15 protein-coding genes are annotated in these 18,255 nt (G+C 33.5%); 8 read left to right on the top strand and 7 right to left on the bottom strand.

What is annotated here, in order from left to right:
- Positions 1 to 336: 336 nt before the first annotated feature.
- Together GCQ56_RS05945 and GCQ56_RS05950 are read right to left on the bottom strand one after the other, a co-directional pair.
- Positions 337 to 891 (bottom strand): transposase, encoded by a 555-nt coding sequence (locus GCQ56_RS05945; protein ID WP_193323723.1) that lies wholly within the window; start codon positions 889 to 891, stop codon positions 337 to 339.
- Between the two features lie 6 nt (positions 892 to 897).
- Positions 898 to 1,614 (bottom strand): DUF2007 domain-containing protein, encoded by a 717-nt coding sequence (locus GCQ56_RS05950; protein ID WP_152733500.1) that lies wholly within the window; start codon positions 1,612 to 1,614, stop codon positions 898 to 900.
- 209 nt (positions 1,615 to 1,823) lie between these two features.
- Here GCQ56_RS05950 and GCQ56_RS05955 point away from each other — a divergent pair, with 209 nt between their 5' ends.
- Positions 1,824 to 2,021, top strand: a complete 198-nt coding sequence (locus GCQ56_RS05955; protein WP_152733501.1) for a YwbE family protein — start codon at positions 1,824 to 1,826, stop codon at positions 2,019 to 2,021.
- Positions 2,022 to 2,114: 93 nt separating this feature from the next.
- Here the strand turns inward: GCQ56_RS05955 and GCQ56_RS05960 are convergent, their stop codons facing one another.
- The 5 genes from GCQ56_RS05960 to GCQ56_RS05980 all read right to left on the bottom strand — a co-directional run bounded on the left by GCQ56_RS05960 (position 2,115) and on the right by GCQ56_RS05980 (position 10,215).
- Positions 2,115 to 6,584, bottom strand: a complete 4,470-nt coding sequence (locus GCQ56_RS05960; protein ID WP_152733502.1) for a hypothetical protein — start codon at positions 6,582 to 6,584, stop codon at positions 2,115 to 2,117.
- 125 nt (positions 6,585 to 6,709) lie between these two features.
- The gene (prmA, locus tag GCQ56_RS05965; protein WP_152733503.1) at positions 6,710 to 7,546 is read right to left on the bottom strand and encodes a 50S ribosomal protein L11 methyltransferase; all 837 of its coding nucleotides are present in this window, start codon (positions 7,544 to 7,546) and stop codon (positions 6,710 to 6,712) included.
- A gap of 106 nt (positions 7,547 to 7,652) precedes the next feature.
- Complete coding sequence (gene tpiA, locus GCQ56_RS05970; protein WP_152733504.1) at positions 7,653 to 8,408, bottom strand: triose-phosphate isomerase; 756 nt, start codon at positions 8,406 to 8,408, stop codon at positions 7,653 to 7,655.
- Positions 8,405 to 9,658 (bottom strand): BT_3928 family protein, encoded by a 1,254-nt coding sequence (locus GCQ56_RS05975; protein ID WP_152733505.1) that lies wholly within the window; start codon positions 9,656 to 9,658, stop codon positions 8,405 to 8,407. The genes tpiA and GCQ56_RS05975 overlap by 4 nt, the downstream gene beginning before the upstream one ends.
- 11 nt (positions 9,659 to 9,669) lie before the next feature.
- A complete protein-coding gene (locus GCQ56_RS05980; RefSeq protein WP_152733506.1) occupies positions 9,670 to 10,215 on the bottom strand; it encodes a DUF1599 domain-containing protein in 546 nt (181 codons plus the stop codon).
- A 101-nt stretch (positions 10,216 to 10,316) separates the two neighbouring features.
- On the opposite strand from GCQ56_RS05980, the gene folP reads away from it, so the two are divergent.
- The 7 genes from folP (at position 10,317) to GCQ56_RS06015 (ending at position 18,092) form a co-directional block, all read left to right on the top strand.
- On the top strand, positions 10,317 to 11,189 hold the full coding sequence (gene folP, locus GCQ56_RS05985; RefSeq protein ID WP_152733507.1) for a dihydropteroate synthase: 873 nt from the start codon (positions 10,317 to 10,319) through the stop codon (positions 11,187 to 11,189).
- 52 nt (positions 11,190 to 11,241) lie between these two features.
- Positions 11,242 to 12,033, top strand: coding sequence for a diadenylate cyclase CdaA (gene cdaA / locus GCQ56_RS05990; protein ID WP_152733508.1), 792 nt, complete (start codon positions 11,242 to 11,244; stop codon positions 12,031 to 12,033).
- Between the two features lie 2 nt (positions 12,034 to 12,035).
- Positions 12,036 to 12,896: a TIGR01777 family oxidoreductase gene (locus tag GCQ56_RS05995; protein ID WP_152733509.1), complete on the top strand. Its 861-nt coding sequence runs from the start codon at positions 12,036 to 12,038 to the stop codon at positions 12,894 to 12,896.
- Positions 12,897 to 13,110: 214 nt separating this feature from the next.
- Positions 13,111 to 15,573, top strand: coding sequence for a response regulator (locus GCQ56_RS06000; RefSeq protein ID WP_152733510.1), 2,463 nt, complete (start codon positions 13,111 to 13,113; stop codon positions 15,571 to 15,573).
- 16 nt (positions 15,574 to 15,589) lie between these two features.
- Positions 15,590 to 16,969, top strand: coding sequence for a sigma-54 dependent transcriptional regulator (locus tag GCQ56_RS06005; RefSeq protein WP_152733511.1), 1,380 nt, complete (start codon positions 15,590 to 15,592; stop codon positions 16,967 to 16,969).
- A 355-nt stretch (positions 16,970 to 17,324) separates the two neighbouring features.
- Positions 17,325 to 17,750, top strand: coding sequence for a hypothetical protein (locus tag GCQ56_RS06010; protein WP_152733512.1), 426 nt, complete (start codon positions 17,325 to 17,327; stop codon positions 17,748 to 17,750).
- A 153-nt stretch (positions 17,751 to 17,903) separates the two neighbouring features.
- Positions 17,904 to 18,092, top strand: a complete 189-nt coding sequence (locus GCQ56_RS06015) for a helix-turn-helix transcriptional regulator (RefSeq protein WP_152733513.1) — start codon at positions 17,904 to 17,906, stop codon at positions 18,090 to 18,092.
- Positions 18,093 to 18,255 lie beyond the last annotated feature (163 nt).

An 18,255-nucleotide genomic window follows, 5' to 3' on the forward strand; every position in this document is an offset into this window, starting at 1 on the left:
TTGTTAAGATATCGTTTCGGATTTGTATTGCTATGTTACATTAAAAAGGTAATGATCTCTCATTTTGTTTCGTTGAGACAGCATTAATGCTATTTTTACTATTGTTGTTTTATAGATGTTTCGGTTCTGTTGAGATAGTATTGCTGCTGTTTTATTTTAGGTTTCGTTTTTTTTTGTTAAGACAGCATTAATGCTGTCTTTGCGCTGTTTTGTATTATTGATATAGTATTAACGTAGTTTTTCGCGTAGTGATTTTGCAGTTTTTTTATGGTATTGGTTTTTTTGTTAAGACAGCATTAATGCTGTCTTTAGACTTAGTCAGATCTAATTAGATTACTAAGCTCCAAATTTATCTTCTTTCCAGTTTTTGGGATTGTATCGAATGTAATTGCTAATTCTTTTGTAGGACTCTTTATCTTTAATAATGTGATCATAGAATCGAGATTGCCAGCCAAAGTTGGGATTGATTTTTCTTGATTCGAATGTTACCCGTCCTTTATACCATTGAATGATTCGTGAAATATTGATACTTTTCATTGGATTTCTTTCCGTACAGACGATATTAATGCCGTCTCTGTCTGCAATACCATCATCATCTTTTTTGAGAAAAGAATACGGATCATCAATTTCAATTATACCGTGCATATGATTAGGCATGATTACATATTCGCCAATTTGAACATGAGGAAAACGATTGGGAATTTCTTTCCAATATTTTTGTGCCAATAGACCTATCTCATTCAGGTGTGAAACTCCACGCTTAACTTCTCCAAACAAGTGCTCTCTTCCCGATGTGCAAATGGTAATAAAATATTCTCCATTACTACCATAGTCCCACTTTTTTAAGCGGGCAGATTCGATCCGATATTTATTTTGAAATTTGGCGCTCACCTTAATTTATACATAGGTAATTTTAACTCCTGATTCTTTAAGAAATGAAATCAACTTTTCACTTTTTTTATTGTTTTTAAACTTGAAGTAAGGTTCAAAATTGTCATGAAGTACAAACCTAAATTTGATATTTCTGTCTGTTTTGACAATGAAAACCTCTTTTATATCAGCAGGTAAAAATTCTTTTTCATTCATTTCTTTTGCTTTACGATATTTGCTGATTGTATAAAAAAAGAGAAAAATACACATCGAAAATGTGATCGCCAGAATTAATCGTTCGGTAATCGTGTCATCCTCTAAATGATTCCAGAAACTAAAACCATTAGAAATGCCTAAAATTCCAAAAGTAGCAATGTTTAGCCCTATCATACCCGGATCGTTACGAAGACTAATTTTATAATCATCGAATAAGAGCTCACCATTTAAGGCTGGTTTTGCTTTTAGAGTGGTAAGAGTATAGTTTTTCTTGATAGGATTATCTTTGTTTTGATTGTTTTGAAATTCCTCAACAATGGTTTTGGCTTTATCTATATCAGCACTTGAAATAATTAGCTTGATTGGATTTACACCTCCGGCAGTATAATGTGGCGTTATGGTTCCACTATACTCGTTTTGCAGAAAACAGGTAATACCCGCACTTTCCAACATGCTTTTTAGCAATTCCACTTCCCATCCGTTTCCCGAATAAATTTCTATTGGCCTAAACTCTTTTTCTGAATTCATATATACTTTTGAAATTTTATATGTTTTATAAATATAAGAGAATTTGAATTGATAAAAGAATAAATTATTAATCTTTTGTTAAGTTCTTGACGGATTTGTTGTTTATGATTATACAACATTTAAGTTCTAGATTAAATGTATAATTAAAGCTATGCGAATCCCACAAAAACCCACTACATTTGTATTAGGGACTATTAAAAACCAAGATTATGAACGAAGGAGATAAAAGAGCGAATATAAAGCCGGGTTTGCGTGTGAAAATTGTATTGAAAGCTGATCAGCGTAGCGGAAAGTTAACCGAAGGAATTGTGAAAGATTTGTTGACCAATTCGGCAGTTCATCCGCATGGTATTAAGGTGCGTTTGGAGGATGGACAGGTTGGTCGTGTTCAGGAAATAATCAAATAAATAATTATTGTATAGAGATGGCATTAATGCCATCTGTACGATATTGTAAATGTGAAAGGCGCCTTTAAAGGGCGCCTTTTTATTATGTGGTAATTAGAGGTTAAATCTTTTTAGGAATTTTGTTTTCTTCGATCGTGGTGTGATAATATACGAATAAGGATTCTTTTTAAGCGGATCTTTAAATTCACGTTTGTCTTCCTTGGTATCGGTAATTATGGTATTGAATTCATTATCTGATGAGCGAACAAATAGCACACCATGGTGATATTCGAAATAGAACCAGGTCGATTTGTCAATTTCCAGATACATCGTCAAGCGGTTACCGCTACGCTTTTTATCCAGTTCCACTTTTCCTTTAATGGTTTTGTTTATCTGTTTGCCATTGATATTACCAATACCAATATCACCAATCGATTGGTAAGCTTTGGTTTCTTTATCCCAAATAAAATCGATGTTGTTGAAATAGATGCTATGTTTTAATTCATTTGGCAAATTCTTAAACATACCATTAGCATCGCGTGTAGCCATTGCCTTTTCTGCATTGTTTCTGCCCATTATTTCTGCAAGTTTTCTTGTGTAAACCTCTTTATTCGGTTTGCTGGTAGGTAAACTAGCTTCGCTGAAAGTTTTCTCCATTATTTTTAGAGCCTGATCGCTAAAGAAAAAGTCAATACCCAAAATCATATCGAGGGTAACGATATTGCTGTTTAAATCATGCTCGATGTTACCAGAAGCAATTTGTTTTATTTGTCCAAGCTCAGCACCCAAATTAATTTTACCTTCCCCTTTTAGGTTGCAATTGTTTTGATAAAAGGTGATGAGACTACCTTGAGCATCACGATTCTTTAACTTGTTTTTCTCTGCAATTTGATAGGCATTCAATTTGTGATTATAGGTTAAGAAACCTTTAGCCTCGAGCAGAACATTATCGGTATAGAATATTCTTCTCGATAAAAATGAAGAGTAGATGTGAATGGAATCGTTGGTTAAGAAAAATGAATTGTACAATTTCAATCTGTCATCATCAATCGCATGTAATTTCACAGGAATCAAAATATCCTTAGGATTGATAGTGCCTGAAAAATCAAGCCAATTGTCCTCAATTTCTTCGCAATTGTTTCGAATATGTGTTTGTCCATCGTAGAATAGAGATGAATCTCGAGCTAGTAATTTTACCTTTCCTTTGTAATCGAATTTTGGACTTAGGGTAAACGATTTTTCTTCGGTAATATTTCCTAAAGCAATGGTTTGTCCGGTTGAATCCACATCTATTACATCAAAGAACAGATTTTGTTCCTCTTCGTTTTCATCTACATAGGTGTAATTCCCCGATCCAGAGTACCTATTTTTCCCATGAACATTAATTGTTGCATCGAATAGTTTATGGAATTGGTTGATGGTATCGGCAATTACTTCGGCATTTCTGAAGGTTTCGAGTAAACCACCTTTTGCAATTTTCAAATCTCCATGGTTTGGATACAGCTTGGCATCGGCAATAGTTAGGTTTTTCACATATTTCGCATCAATGCTATGATTGATCGCACTGTATTTTGCCAATGGAGTAACAAAACTAAGCGAATCTTGTTTTGGATCGGTTGAAATGAATTGGTTTACGGATGCTGCAGCTAAATCTTCAATTTTATCTTGTTCCCACATGCTTGCAAGAACAGCTTCGTCTTCGGTGCCAAATTCAATAGTTTGCATATCCATATACCACTTAAAGTTATTGATATAACTCATGTACTGGTTGGCAGGAAATACACTAACATTATCCGCCGAAGTATTTACAAAAGAACCGCTACGAGTTATAAAATCGATATCGGCATTCACCGATTTGGTTTCAAATGCATATCCCGTTGTATCGGCATTCAGAATTCTAAAGCTAGCGGTGTCAGCTAAGATGTTCTTTTTGTTGTATGTAAAATATTTCGAATCGATTTCAGCATTCACGAGTTCCATATTTCCCGAACCCGTAATTCCTTCAGGTGTAATTTTAATCGTACCAGCCAATGTTGCTAGTTCTTTGTACATATCCAGTGGTAAGGCGCTACTTTTCACATACATTTCATCCTTATAGGGGAACCACTCTGTATAGATCTGTTCACCATTAATTTCAGGATTGTTCATTTTGGTATCTTGTTCTTTTAACTCAAAACTTTGTGCATTGGTGTGCATTTTTTCTGGTCTGAAAACAAAATCGTTGGATTGAGTAATTGAGCTTAAATAATTTAAAGTACCACTTCCTCTAAGTCCTTTGTTTGATAGGAAAATAGTATCGGTAAACAATCCATTGCTGTATGCTGGAAAACCATCATTGGAGGTCGTGTATTCAAATCCAAGTGAGTTATCTTCACGAATGGTTAATGTTTCGTCGAAAGTAGGGAAGATGCTATCGGAAACAAAAGTTCCTGTCAATTGTATATCTTCTCGGTCGAAATCGTTGATATTGTTAATGGTGTAAGGGTCGACTCTAAAGAAAAACTCATCTCTTTTGTAAACACCATTCTGAATTTTTTTATCGTCGTAAAATACGTAACTGGAATCGGCACTATTGAATATTGGATATTCAGGAAAATCCTTATTTCCCGATTTGTTATTTGGATCATCGATTAACAAATCACCGGTAATTTTTTCAATTACACTTCCCAACTGACTTGTGTAGCGTTTCCCAAATTTACTTAATGAGTCTACAGTAACATTCATTTGCAGGGAATCAATTAATTTCAAATCTACCTTAAAATTATCGTACGAGAATTGAAAATCTTTTCCATACATGTCAAGTAGTCCTGCCATTATTTTACCATCAAACTCAAAATCGCGGTTCTTTTTCAATACAATTTTCTGATACTTTGGGAAAATAACCACATTCTGAGAATCACTTACCGCTATTCTTCTTACTCCATTAATTTGCAAATTGGAACTCCCTATGAAATAAATGGCGTCGGCTTCTTTATCGTCAGTTTGAGTGTTGAATTGTATTACATCATAATCTTGTCGCCCCATGCCCGATTTAATGTAGTCGGTAATACGTTTCTGTAAGGTAATTTCGTCGGTGCTTAAATTATAGGATACAAAGCCCTGAAAGGATAGTGAAAACAGCTGTTGTCTGACCTGATTGACTGGTTTTTTAATGTAATCAGCATATTCTTGAGCGGTAAAGATTTCGGAATACAAATAGTCGGCAAATTTACGTAACAGGACCAATGGATTTTGCTGGTCCATACCTTGAATTCGCATAAATCGATTCATACTAAAGTAATTCATCGATTCGAAGTGAGCTTGTCGTTTGGTTGCGCCTTTCATGCTACCAAAGTGCATCATATTCTCATCAATTCTCCATATCAACATTCCAAAATCCATTATCAGGTTGTGATAGTTATTGAAATAAGGACTCTTGGAAACACCTTCTCCATCTCGGATTAAATTGAGTTCTTTTTTCTTAGGAAAGTATTTGAACAACAATCCTGGATGGTATATTTTACATGTATCAATAAGGATTTCAATTTTGGTATCTTTCCCTGCTATTCTGTCCTTTTGAAATGTAAAGTGTTCCGAAGTTGCGATAAGGAAAAGGGTGTCATTCCTCGAAAGTTGAATTTCTGATGGAGAAGTTTGACTGCCTTTACCAATAAATTTAGCTCCGTGAATTGAGATACCTCCTTTGTAATCGATATGCTCGAATAATTCGTTAATTTTGATATTATTGTCGAAAGAGGAGAAGCGTGGATATAAAGCTCTTTCAGGATCTTTCACCGCATTTACTTTTTCGCGTAAACTTCCTTTAATGTTTTTGGCTGATATTTTAGGGTTGAAATAATCTACTGTATCAACCTCAAAGTTTGATTTGTTGGTGTTGAGCTTGTAGGAATCGAAAACTGCATATTCCTGATCAATATTTTTTCCAGCGCGTTCCCAACTAACTTTTCCTTTTTCTCCAATCCATAGTTTTTCAAAAGGGTAGTAAATTCCTTTTGTATTATAAATTCGGGAAGTATCTCTTTGGGCAATACAATATAATTCAGCTGTATTAATTTGAATGCTTAATTTATCATCGAATTGATAGTTGTAAGAGGCATTTTTAACTTTCCATTGGGTAGAGTATGATTTATTTATGATACTGTCTTGCAGAAAATTTTGAGTTTGAATTAAGAAATCTTTGGTATTACTCAATTTAGATTTTCGATTTTGAACATGTTGAAGTAAACCATTGTGCCAACTCGAGAAATCTTTCGCACTTCTGTTCTGTTGTTGAAATAGTAGTAATGTTTTAAAGTAATTGTAAAAATCGGGGAAGGAGCGTGCTCTTTTAGCTCTCAACAAATCACTAATTTCATACACATTATTTCTTTCTTCGATATTGGATTGGAGCGCATTCCAAAATGGAGGGAATTGTTCTGCAAATTCTTTGTATTCTTTCTTCTTGCTAGGGTTATCCATAAACTCTAATATTTCCTTTTGGAATTGAATAGAATCACGTGTAAACGATTTAATGGATTGCGCAAAAATGGATTTAGTTGTAAAAACTACGATTAAGAAAATGAAATAGCGATATGAAATATGCATGATCGAGAGTTTTCGGTAAAGGAAAAGTATTAGGCAATTTAACAATTTTCACCGATTTTAAAGAAGAAAGTGCCAAGTTTAAAGAATAAGAACTATCCTTTACGCTTGGCACCTTATATTGTTACTTAAGCTTTTTTGTATCGTACAGATACCCAGTTTTGATCTACTTTGTGATCAAGGTAAGTCATATTGTTGTTATCAGCTTCTTTCTGAATATGTGATAGATCTTCGGTATAGAATCCACTCATAATCAAAATACCGTCCTTAGGTAGACAGGCAACATAGTGTTTCATATCATTTACCAAAATGTTTCTGTTGATATTCGCCAATACAACATCGTAGGTTTTTCCTTCTAATAAAGCGGCGTCACCTAAAAATACGGATATGTTTTTGGTTCCGTTATTTTTAATATTTTCCAATGAATTCTTATACGGCCATTCGTCAATATCAATGGCATCCACTCTAATAGCATTTCTTTTCGAAGCTAAAATGGCAAGCAGACTAGTGCCACAACCCATATCTAATACTCTTTTGCCTTCAAGATCGGTTTCAAGAATATTTTGAACCATTAATGAAGTCGTGGAGTGATGTCCGGTTCCGAAAGACATTTTTGGATCAATAACGATATCGTAAGGAACTTTTGGAGTATCGGTATGGAAAGATGCTCGAATAACTACCTGATCGGAAATGATAACTGGCTGAAAGTTCGATTCCCAAACCGCATTCCAATCTTGAGATTCAATGGTTTTATGGGAATAAGTAAATTCGAAATTAGGTAGGTAATTAACCGTTAATTCTTCAACCTTTTGCATGTCGAAAAGAGGAGCTTGTATGTAAGCTTCAATGGTATCGTCAGTTTGGGTAAAGCTTTCAAAATCAATTTCACCCAATTCAGCAATTAGAATATCACCAATATCTTCAGAAAAAGGAGTAATCTGGCACTTTAATTCAATGTAGTCCATTAGTATGTTTTGTTTTGTATTTTTTCTGCCTGCAAGGTATGTTAAACCCCAGAAAAAACAAAAGCCGATACTAGTGTATCGGCTTTTGTTTTGTATTTATTTGCTATTAAAAAGCAGTAATGATTCCCATGAAATCTTCAGCTGCTAAAGAAGCACCACCAATAAGACCACCGTCTACATCAGCATTGGCAAATAATTCTTTTGCATTTGAAGGCTTACAGCTACCACCGTAAAGGATAGAAGTGTTATTTGCAACTTCCTCACCGTATTGCTCAATTAAAGTTTTACGTATAAAAGCGTGCATTTCCTGTGCCTGATCCGAAGAAGCAGTTACACCAGTACCAATTGCCCAAACTGGCTCGTAAGCCAAAACAACTTTACCGAATTCTTCAGCTGATAAGTGGAATACCCCTTCAGCGATTTGGCTTTTTACAACATCGAAATGTTTCTCAGCCTGACGCTCTTCCAAAACTTCACCAATACAGAAAATTGGAGCTAATCCGTTTTCTAAAGTCAAGTTTACTTTTTTAACCAAAGTTTCGTTGGTTTCTCCGTAGTATGATCTTCTTTCAGAGTGACCTAAAATAACATATTTGCTACCTGTTGATTTAATCATAGCAGCAGAAGTTTCACCCGTGTAAGCACCGCTTTTTTCGTCAGCACAGTTTTGAGCTGCTACAGCGATTTTCTCACTTACAACCTTGTTTACTTCAGTTAAGTGAATAAAAGGAGTACCGATAACTACATCTACATCGTTGATTTCAGTGTTTTCAACAAGATCATTAATTTGTCCCGCCAACTCAATACCTTCTTCAAGGGTATTGTTCATTTTCCAGTTTCCTGCAACAATTTTTCTTCTCATAATTGTAATCTGTTTTTTACTCTTGCTTTTCCACTGCTCAGTAGTATGAACAAACAAATCAGCAACAGTAAAGTTGATGTAATACTAATAAAAACTAGTTTGATATTTAATTTTTGATGTTTTGTAATTGAATAGGCAGCTAAATTTCCTTTCAGCTCATCTGCTTTTGGGAAATCATTAAAATGCCATTTTCCTAAAATAGTTCCTTTGTGTAGCAATAATAATCCCGGATTTGATCTTACAATTGTTTTCAACTGAATTTCGTCAGTATTGTAAAAATCAAAAGGAAGCTCATTATCATTCTTGAACTCATTCATTTCACTCTGAGCCGAGGCGGTCAATCCTATTAATGGAATATCATTTTCGAGAGCATACATTGCTAAATCCTTAATTTTAGATAAGGCACTTTCATCTATTTTCGAAAGTTCTTTGGATACTAACAGGAAGCTATAGCGTTCATCGGATAAAACCTGACTTGTAATATCACCTTCCATATGATTAGAAATGGAAAAATCGTGAATAGGAGGTGTGTATCCTTCTTTTAATAAAGTTTGTTCAGAATCAACAAACTTCCAGGTTGTATCTTGCCAAGGGTAGTTGGTTTCGTCGAATTCTTTGACAACACCACCCTTTTCATATTTGAATAAGCTTCGATATTCATCGGCAGGCGCTCCTTCTGGAATAATCATTCCATCAGAAATATTGGCACCAATATGATAAGGTCTAAAATCGATAATTGGTAAATGGTGATAAGAATAAACTGAAATCCATACTGTGAAAACAGTTGCAAAACCAATTAATAAATTTTGTTCCCAAACAGGATACGTTTTTGTATCCTTCTTTCTACCAAAGAAAACGATTAAAGTAAGCCCAAGAATGATCAAGTTTTTGCCAAAGGTTTCCCAGTTACTAAGTACCAAAGCATCTCCAAAGCATCCGCAATCGGTTACCGGATTTGTAATGGCAAGTACCAATGTTAGAGGAGTGAAAAACAACATGAAAAGCAGTGCCATCCATGAAGTAAATGCTTTTCGAGCATTAAAGAATAATGCCAAGCCAACCACAAATTCAACAGTTGATAGTAAAATGGCTAAAGGGAATGCAATCTCTTTAAATGAATCCATTCCAAATGCAACAAAATAATCGGAGAATTTAAATGTTGATCCCATTGGGTCAACTGCTTTAACAAATCCGCTAAAGATGAATACAAATCCAACCAATAAGCGACTTATGAATTGCAATGCTCTCATTGGTTATTGATTTATTGGGCGTTTTCAAATTCTATTTTAATTAAACCAAACACTGAGTAATTAATCATATCGAAGTAATTGGCATCAATACCTTCTGAAATTAATGTTTTCCCTTGAAGATCTTCAATTTGTTTGGTTCTGTTGATTTTCATCAGGATAAGATCTGTATATGAACTTACTCTCATACTTCTCCAGGCTTCATCGTAATCGTGGTTTTTAGCTTCCATCAACTCTTTTGCCTGTAGAAAATACTTTTCGTATAGCTCTAATGCTTTGTCGTTTGGCAGCTCCTCTTCGGATGTACCCAATTCCAGTTGGATAATCCCCATTATACCATAATTTACAATTGCTATAAATTCAGAACGAATATCTTCATCAATCTTACTTGTCCCTTTTGTTTCAATACTTCTAATGCGTTGTGCCTTAATGTAAATTTGATCGGTAATGGAACTTGGACGAAGAATTCTCCAGGCTGTTCCGTAATCATGCATTTTTTTAGTGAAGATATCGGTACAAATTTTAATAATTGAATTGTACTGCTGTTCTGTTTTGCTCATAGTGTGTTATAGAAAATTTCCCTGTAAAAGTAGTAAATTAAGGCTTAGCCTTGTTATTTTATTTTACTTTTGCTTGGTTATTAGTTCAAAAAAAATCGGTTATGCAAAATTACAAAACAAATTGTTTTAACAGCGATAATCTTACTATTAAGTGTGGTGATAATACAATTAATTTCCGAAACCCTTTGGTTATGGGAATTTTGAATCTAACACCTGATTCGTTTTACGATGGTGGAAGCTATTTGAATGAGGAGAATATCATTAAAAGAGCAAGCCAAATACTTGACGAAGGAGCCGATATTATTGATCTGGGAGCTTATTCAACGCGACCTGGTGCAGCTGAAGTAAGTACAGCTGAGGAGTACAAAAGAATGGCGCCAGCGGTAAAATGCGTTCGCAAAGAATTTCCAAAGGCAATTTTATCAATTGATACCTTTAGAGCTGAAATTGCATCTAAAATTGTTGAGGAATTTGGGGCTTGTATCATTAACGATATTTCGGGCGGAACATTGGATGAGTCAATGTATGAAACTGTCGCACGGTTGAAAGTTCCTTATATCATGATGCATATAAAAGGAACACCGCAAAATATGCAGAAAAATCCTGAATACGATGATTTAATGGGAGAGTTGATGGATTTTTTTGAAAAAAGAATTAAGAAGCTAAATTCATTGGGTTGTAAGGATATTATTTTAGATCCGGGTTTTGGGTTTGGAAAAACATTGGTTCACAATTATGAGATAGTGGCTCGCTTGAAAGAATTTAATATATTTAATCTTCCTGTTTTGATTGGTGTATCCAGAAAATCGATGATTTATAAGTTTCTGGGAGGTGATCCATCTACTAGTTTAAATGGGACAACGGCTTTAAATATGATTTCTTTGGAAAGAGGAGCTTCTATTCTTCGGGTCCACGATGTTAGGGAAGCTGTAGAATGTGTAAAACTTTACTCAAAGATCAAATCGCAATCATAAAAGTTCCGATAAAATTGTAATTTTGCTTACAGACTGAATTTAATACAAAAAAATGATCACTGCATTTATAACTCTGGGACTCTTCGATATTTTAGATATTTTGTTGGTTGCCCTTTTACTATATCAGGTTTACCTTTTAATAAGAGGTACAGTTGCTATTAATATTTTTGTTGGCTTATTTCTTTTTTACCTAATGTGGTTACTGGTTCGAGCTTTGAATATGGAATTGCTAAGTAGTATACTCGGGCAATTTATTGGGGTAGGTGTAATAGCTTTGATTATTGTATTCCAGCAGGAAATCAGAAAGTTTTTGTTACTTCTCGGTTCTCGCTACAATGTAAATCAGAAATTCAGTCTTGAAAATTGGTTTGCATTTGACGATAAAGGTGTTCGGGAAGAGGAAATTAAATCGATTGTTGCCGCATGTGAACACATGTCGAAATCTAAAACTGGTGCATTGCTTGTGTTGGCGAAAAATACCGATTTACAATCTTATGCGGAAACCGGAAAATTGATTAATTCTAGAGTTTCTGGAACACTTTTAGAATCTATATTTTTTAAGAATTCACCGCTTCATGATGGCGCGGTTATCGTAGCAAATAATAGAATACTTGCGGCGCGTTGTATACTTCCGGTTACCGATAGTAGTAATATACCTGGGAGTCTTGGATTAAGGCATAGAGCTGCTATTGGAATGAGTCAGGCTACAGATTCACATGTAATTACAGTTTCAGAAGAGACTGGGAATATTTCCTATATAATGGGTGGAAATATTAAAGTAAGAATAACTTGCGCTGAGTTAAGAACTTTTTTAGAAGGTGATTTTTCAGGCTTTATCGTTTAGAAATGAAAATTGCAATTTCAGGATATAATGGATTGGTTGGCTCTCATTTATGTGAATATTTTGAGAATGTAATTAATGCAGATATCTTGAAGATTTCAAGACAACACCTATATTCAGATGCAAATCTACTTGGTAAATATTTGGAAGATGCAGATGTGATTATTCATCTTGCCGGCGCTCCGGTGGTTTCTGTTTGGACCAAAAAACAGATGAAAATCATTCGTGATAGTAGAATAAATACTACACGGAATTTACATGAGGCAATTTCAATAATGGAGAAGAAACCTGAATTGTTTATTTGTGCCTCGGCGGTTGGAATCTATGATACAACATCATTAAACACAGAGATGCAGTTTAACTATTCAAATGATTTTTTAGGAAAGTTGTGTCAGGACTGGGAAAGAGAAGCAAGGAAAATTGAGAAAGATTGTGTTCGAACGGTAATTTTTCGATTGGGAGTAATTTTGAGTGATAAGGGCGGTATTTTAAAGAAAGTGCTACCTATATTTAGATTAGGACTTGGTGGAAAAGTTGGTACAGGAGAACAAGCATTTCCATATATTCACATAGCAGATTTGATGGAAGCTTTTCTATATGTGATAAAAGATAAAAATACGAAAGGAGTTTATAATCTGGTAGCTCCTGAAGCAAATACGAATGCTGATTTTACAAAAATATTAGCTACATGTCTTAAGCAATTCGCATTCATACCAGTTCCAGCGTTTATTTTAAAATTACTTTATAGAAAAGGGGCAGATGTTCTTTTAAAAGGACAAAAAGTGGTTCCGGAACGCTTGAAAACAGAGGGATTTCATTTTAAATATGTTACATTAGAAAGTGCTGTTAACTCTTTTTTGAGGTGATAATCAGTAGTTTGTTAATACCCATTTTCGGAGAGTTGACCGATTTTTTAAGTATTTCTAAATAGCTTTCTGGTACGTTAATCACAATAGCATTGACATTTAGGATGTTTCGTTTTAATTTTGATTAAACAAACAATTTCATTGAGAAGTGTAAAATGCCCTGCGAGGGTATTTTTTTTCTGTATGATTTCACTAAAGATTAAAGCAATTGTGTATGGGATTGGATTTTACTCCAGAATTATTGATTGTTGACGATAGAATAGAGAACCTGGAACTGCTTCGGGCCTTATTGGGGAAGATGGATGTGAAATTAGAACTAATTCAGTCACCTTTAGAGGCTTTGCAAAAAGTAGAGAAAAAGGAATATGCCCTCATTATTCTAGATATTCAAATGCCTCAAATGGATGGTTTTTTGCTAGCTCAAAAAATTAGAGAGGGACGAATGAATATTGCAACTCCTATTATTTTTTTAACGGCTTTTTATTTAGATAAAGAAAGTGAACAAAGAGGCTACGAGGTTGGTTGTGTTGACTTTATTATGAAACCATTCAATTCAACGATATTAATAAATAAGATTAACATTTTTCTGGATTTATATAAGAATAAGAAAGAAAAAGAGATTCAAAATCAAGAATTGAACGTAGCTCTGCGTGACAAGGAGCTATTTGAGAATAAACTTAGAAATCTTGCAAGTAATTATAGAACAATTTTAGAAGGTCAGAGTGAGTTGATTTTAAGAATTAACAGTTCACAAATAATAGAATTTGCTAATAAAGCATTTTCGGATTTTTTTGATTATTCATTAGATGGTATTTCTAAAAATGCAATTTCGGATATAAGTAGAGAATTATCTGATCAGTTTAAAATGACCATTGAACAGATGAATGGTAAAAAACAATCAATGATTGTAGAGCAACCATTAAAAAATCAGTTAAGTGAGTTGAAATGGATTGAATGGACCATTTTTAAGCAGGTAGATTTTGATGACATTCATTATTTAATTATTGGTCGTGATGTATCTCAAAGAAAATTAATTCGTGATTCTCTATTAAAGAAAGAGAAGATAATGCGAAAAACGGAAAAGCTTACCAAGCTTGGAAGTTTTGAATGGGATTCGTATAGCAAGATATTAAAAGGATCGGAAGGTTTTTATAAGCTGTATGAAGTTCTCGATAATGAGTTAACACCGGTGGAAGAGATGTTGAAAATGAAGGTGCATCCAGACGATTTGCATGCGATAGATCGAATGTTGTATCATCTTCCTAAAAAGAGTCAGAAATTGGAGTTTGAGCATAGAATTATTCTCTCGAACTCAAGTATAAAACATATTCGGGTTAAGCTGTATACGGAATACGATCCTGTTTCTGATATTCTTCATCTGCATGGATTAGTGAGTAATATTTCAAAGGAAAAAATATTGGATGCGACCTTCAGAGAAAGCTTAAGTCTAGATAAGAATGCTTATCGGGATAAAGTTTTTTTAGAATTAAATGAAAAAAATGAGATAAATTTTATTAATGATTTTGGTTGTGCATTCCTTGAATGTAATGATGTTCAAAAAACGAGGGGAATTAACTTTTTAAATTTTATTCCTAAGACAGATCAGCTTAAAGTTGCCAAAGTTTTAGATCAAAAGAGAAGGAAGAAGGATTTTGTTTTTGAGGTTATTACCATTCAAACCAAAAGTGAGAAGTTGAAAAAAGTGGTTTTTGGCGCCTATTCAATTCGTAATAATAATGAGGTTTCCATACGTGCAATATTGCATTGTTTGTCACAAGGCGATCTGCCAAAACAAAATAAAAAGCTAAATCAGGATGATTTACTTGGCTTAAAGCGTAAGGAAAATGAGTTTAGTAAAAATACGGAAAAACTCATGGAGAGGGTGAATCAAGAATTGAAGGTTAATGAATTTCAACGTCAATTATTATCCAAAAAGTCAGAATTGGAGTCACTAGGGAAAATGGCAGGATCGGTTGTACATGAGATAAACCAGCCATTAACAGGAATATCTATGATAATGGATAATATTTTGCTTCGTTTATCTATGGATAATATTGATGAAGAGTATATTCGGGAAAAGTGCTCTCAGGTATTTCATGATATTGATAGAATTAAGAAATACTTGTCGCAAATTGGAATTTTTAATTCTGCCCAAAAGGAAAATGCCATTGACTCGGTTGATGTGAATCATGTTGTTAAGGATGCTATTGATCTTATAAGGAAACAGTATAAGAACAGCAAGATTGATATCAAACTAAAAGTAAATCCAGAATCGCTTTACATCTGTGGCAATCGATATAAGTTGCAAAAGGTCATTGTTGATATATTGAACAATTCATACGAATCAATTGGTGAGAAGTTAACCAAGGGTAAGAAAACAAATGATTATATCACAATAAAAACAGAATTGATCAATGAAGAGGTTGTTGTTGTAATTAAGGATAATGGACATGGAATTGATCCGGATAATCTGAATTATATTTTTGAGCCATTTTTCTCGACCAAACAAAATGGTATTGGTTCGGGTTTAGGTTTGTATGTAAGTAAAGATATAGTACAGAAAATGAATGGAAAAATTGCGGTGAAAAGTAAAAAGGATGAATATACCGAGATGAAACTGATTTTTCCATTTGAGACAAAAACCGAGAAAAAAGAAGTATATTTTAAGGAAAATTAAAAGATAAATCCACCAAATGATATCTGTTAGTAATCTTCGTATTTTAATATTAGACGATGAAAAGTTGGTTCGAGAGGAATTATCAGAATTCTTAATCGATCCAAATTTTCAGGTGTTTAAAGCAGGAACTCCTTCTGAAGCTTTCCAAATAATGGACAGAAATGAAGTTCATATTGCTGTTGTTGATGTGAATTTACCAGAGATGAGTGGATTGGATGTTCTTGAAAAGATAAAGAAAGAATACCCCGAGATTGAAGTAATCATGATTAGTGGGTATAGCGAAATGGATTCTGTAATACATTCTATGCGTCTTGGAGCATCGGATTTTTTCACAAAACCTTTTCGTTTACGTGATGTTGAGCATGCCATTGAACGAACTAAAAAGTTTGTAAACTTGAATAAAAGCCTTCAGGAAGTTAAGAGAAATTATTCTATTATTTCCAAAGAATTTTATGAGGCAATGGGGTATGAAATAGTTGGCGAAAGTCGACACATGAAGAACCTTATTAATTTAATTGGTAAGGTAGCAAAAACAGAAAATACTTCGGTATTAATAACAGGAGAAAGTGGAACAGGTAAAGAGCTTGTTGCAAGGGCAATTCATTACTTAAGTAATAGAAAAGAGAATTGCTTTTATGCTGTAAATTGTAGTGCTATACCCGAAACACTTTTCGAAAGTGAGTTTTTTGGTCATACAAAAGGAGCTTTTACAGGAGCATCTGATACTAAAACAGGTTGGTTCGAGGCTGCTAATAAAGGAACATTATTTCTAGACGAGATTGGAGATATGCAATTGAACTTGCAAACCAAATTCTTAAGAGTATTAGAAGATCGAAAGATTAGAAAAGTTGGGTCGAATATTGAAATTCCTTTTGATACAAGAATTATTGCCGCTACAAATCAGAATTTAGAGGATTTAAGCACGGAAAAAGGGTTTCGTTTAGATCTTTATCACAGAATTAGCTCTTTTGTAATTCATTTGGAGCCTCTCCGAAAGAGAAAAGAAGATATCCCTTTACTCATAGATTATTTTGTGAAATATTTTAATCGTATAATGGGGAAGAATATTAATGAAATTGATGAAACTGTAATTCGTAAATTGTTAGATTATGAGTTTCCTGGGAATGTTCGAGAGTTAAAAAATATGGTTGAACGAGCTGTTATAATTTGTGATACCAATAAATTAAGTCTTTCACATTTTCAGCTTACAAATAATAAGGAATCTTCAGAGTATTATCATTTTCCAACCGAAGAAACTTTGGATCTTGAGATGGTGGAAAGGAACTGTATTATTAAGGCTTTAGAAAAAGCAAACAATAATAAATCAAAGGCAGCTGATCTTTTAAACATCACTTGGCAATCTCTCGATAGACGAATAAAAAAGCATAAAATATAAAAATAGTAGCTCGGATAATTTCGAGCTTTTTTTTTGCCTCCATATTCGGATATTCTATGTCAAATTTCAGATAATATTTTATTGAGCTAAGCAAAATGATGAGTTTAGAAAATGTTTCATTATCCGTTTTTTTCATTATCCGATAGTGGACAAAAAAGAAAAAAATCCTTATCTGCAAGTATAGCAATGGTTTCCGAAATTAGTTTTAGTTTTCTTAAAATAATATATCCGTAATCGGAGAATGTTAAAATGTTGATAAAACTCACCCTTAGATATTAACTATCAATTAATCAATGGATTATAGTTTATGGTACGACGATTGAATAATGATGAAGCGTTGTAATGAATGAATTCTATGGATGTTTTAATATTGGAAGGAAATACATTTAAAATACTTCCCTCATCAGGTAAGACTATGAATATCTTATTTATAAAGGAAAATAGATCATTAATAGGTGAATTGAAAGAATATATTCACAGTTTGGATGCATTGGCATTTTTTGCAGATGATCCGATCGAGACTGAGATTATTCTAAATCAAACATCGATAGATTTGGTTATTATTCCATTAAAAGCACTTTCTAATTTAGAAATGTTGAAGTATATCAACGATCATTTTAAGAATACAAAAGTTGTAATTACTGTTGATCGTGAAGAACATAATTCAAAATTTGAAAACCGTAAAGCCTTATATACGAACTACGATTTATTGCAAAAGCAGTTGCGTTTGTTCGATTTAAAAAAAGCTATTGGTTCGGGCTTGGACTATAGTCCGAACTAATTCGCTCTATTCACTTTAAAACCTGACCATGAATTGGTTAAAATTTGCAGAAGATTAGTTTGGTATTAGGAGCAGCTCTAACCTAGTTGCTCCTAACCAGATTAAAAATTAGAAACCTTAATCTCAATCATATTCAATTAAAAAACTATAGTTATGAAGCAAGAAATTCACGAAGATTTGGTAAGAATTAAAGAAAGACTTAGAATTCTTGATGATAAGAAGAAAAAAGTTGCCAAAATTATTGGTATCACAGATGTCTATCTGTCTTATATTCTTAACGGAAAGAGACCTTTGACGGCAAATGTGAAATCAAAACTTTTTGATTATTTAGGACTGAGCTAAAAATTTTTTAAAAATGCCGTTTAACTTATATTAAAAATCAGGTGATAATTCAATAACTGAAACTATTACCTGATTTTTTACTTTGATAATTTTTGTAAGTGCTTGAGCTTTATTTCGTAAATTGTATGTAAGCCATCTATCTCGATTCAATTAGAATTTAGCA

This window comes from Marinifilum sp. N1E240, assembly GCF_009295825.1.
Taxonomy (GTDB): Bacteria; Bacteroidota; Bacteroidia; order Bacteroidales; family Marinifilaceae; genus Marinifilum_A; species Marinifilum_A sediminis.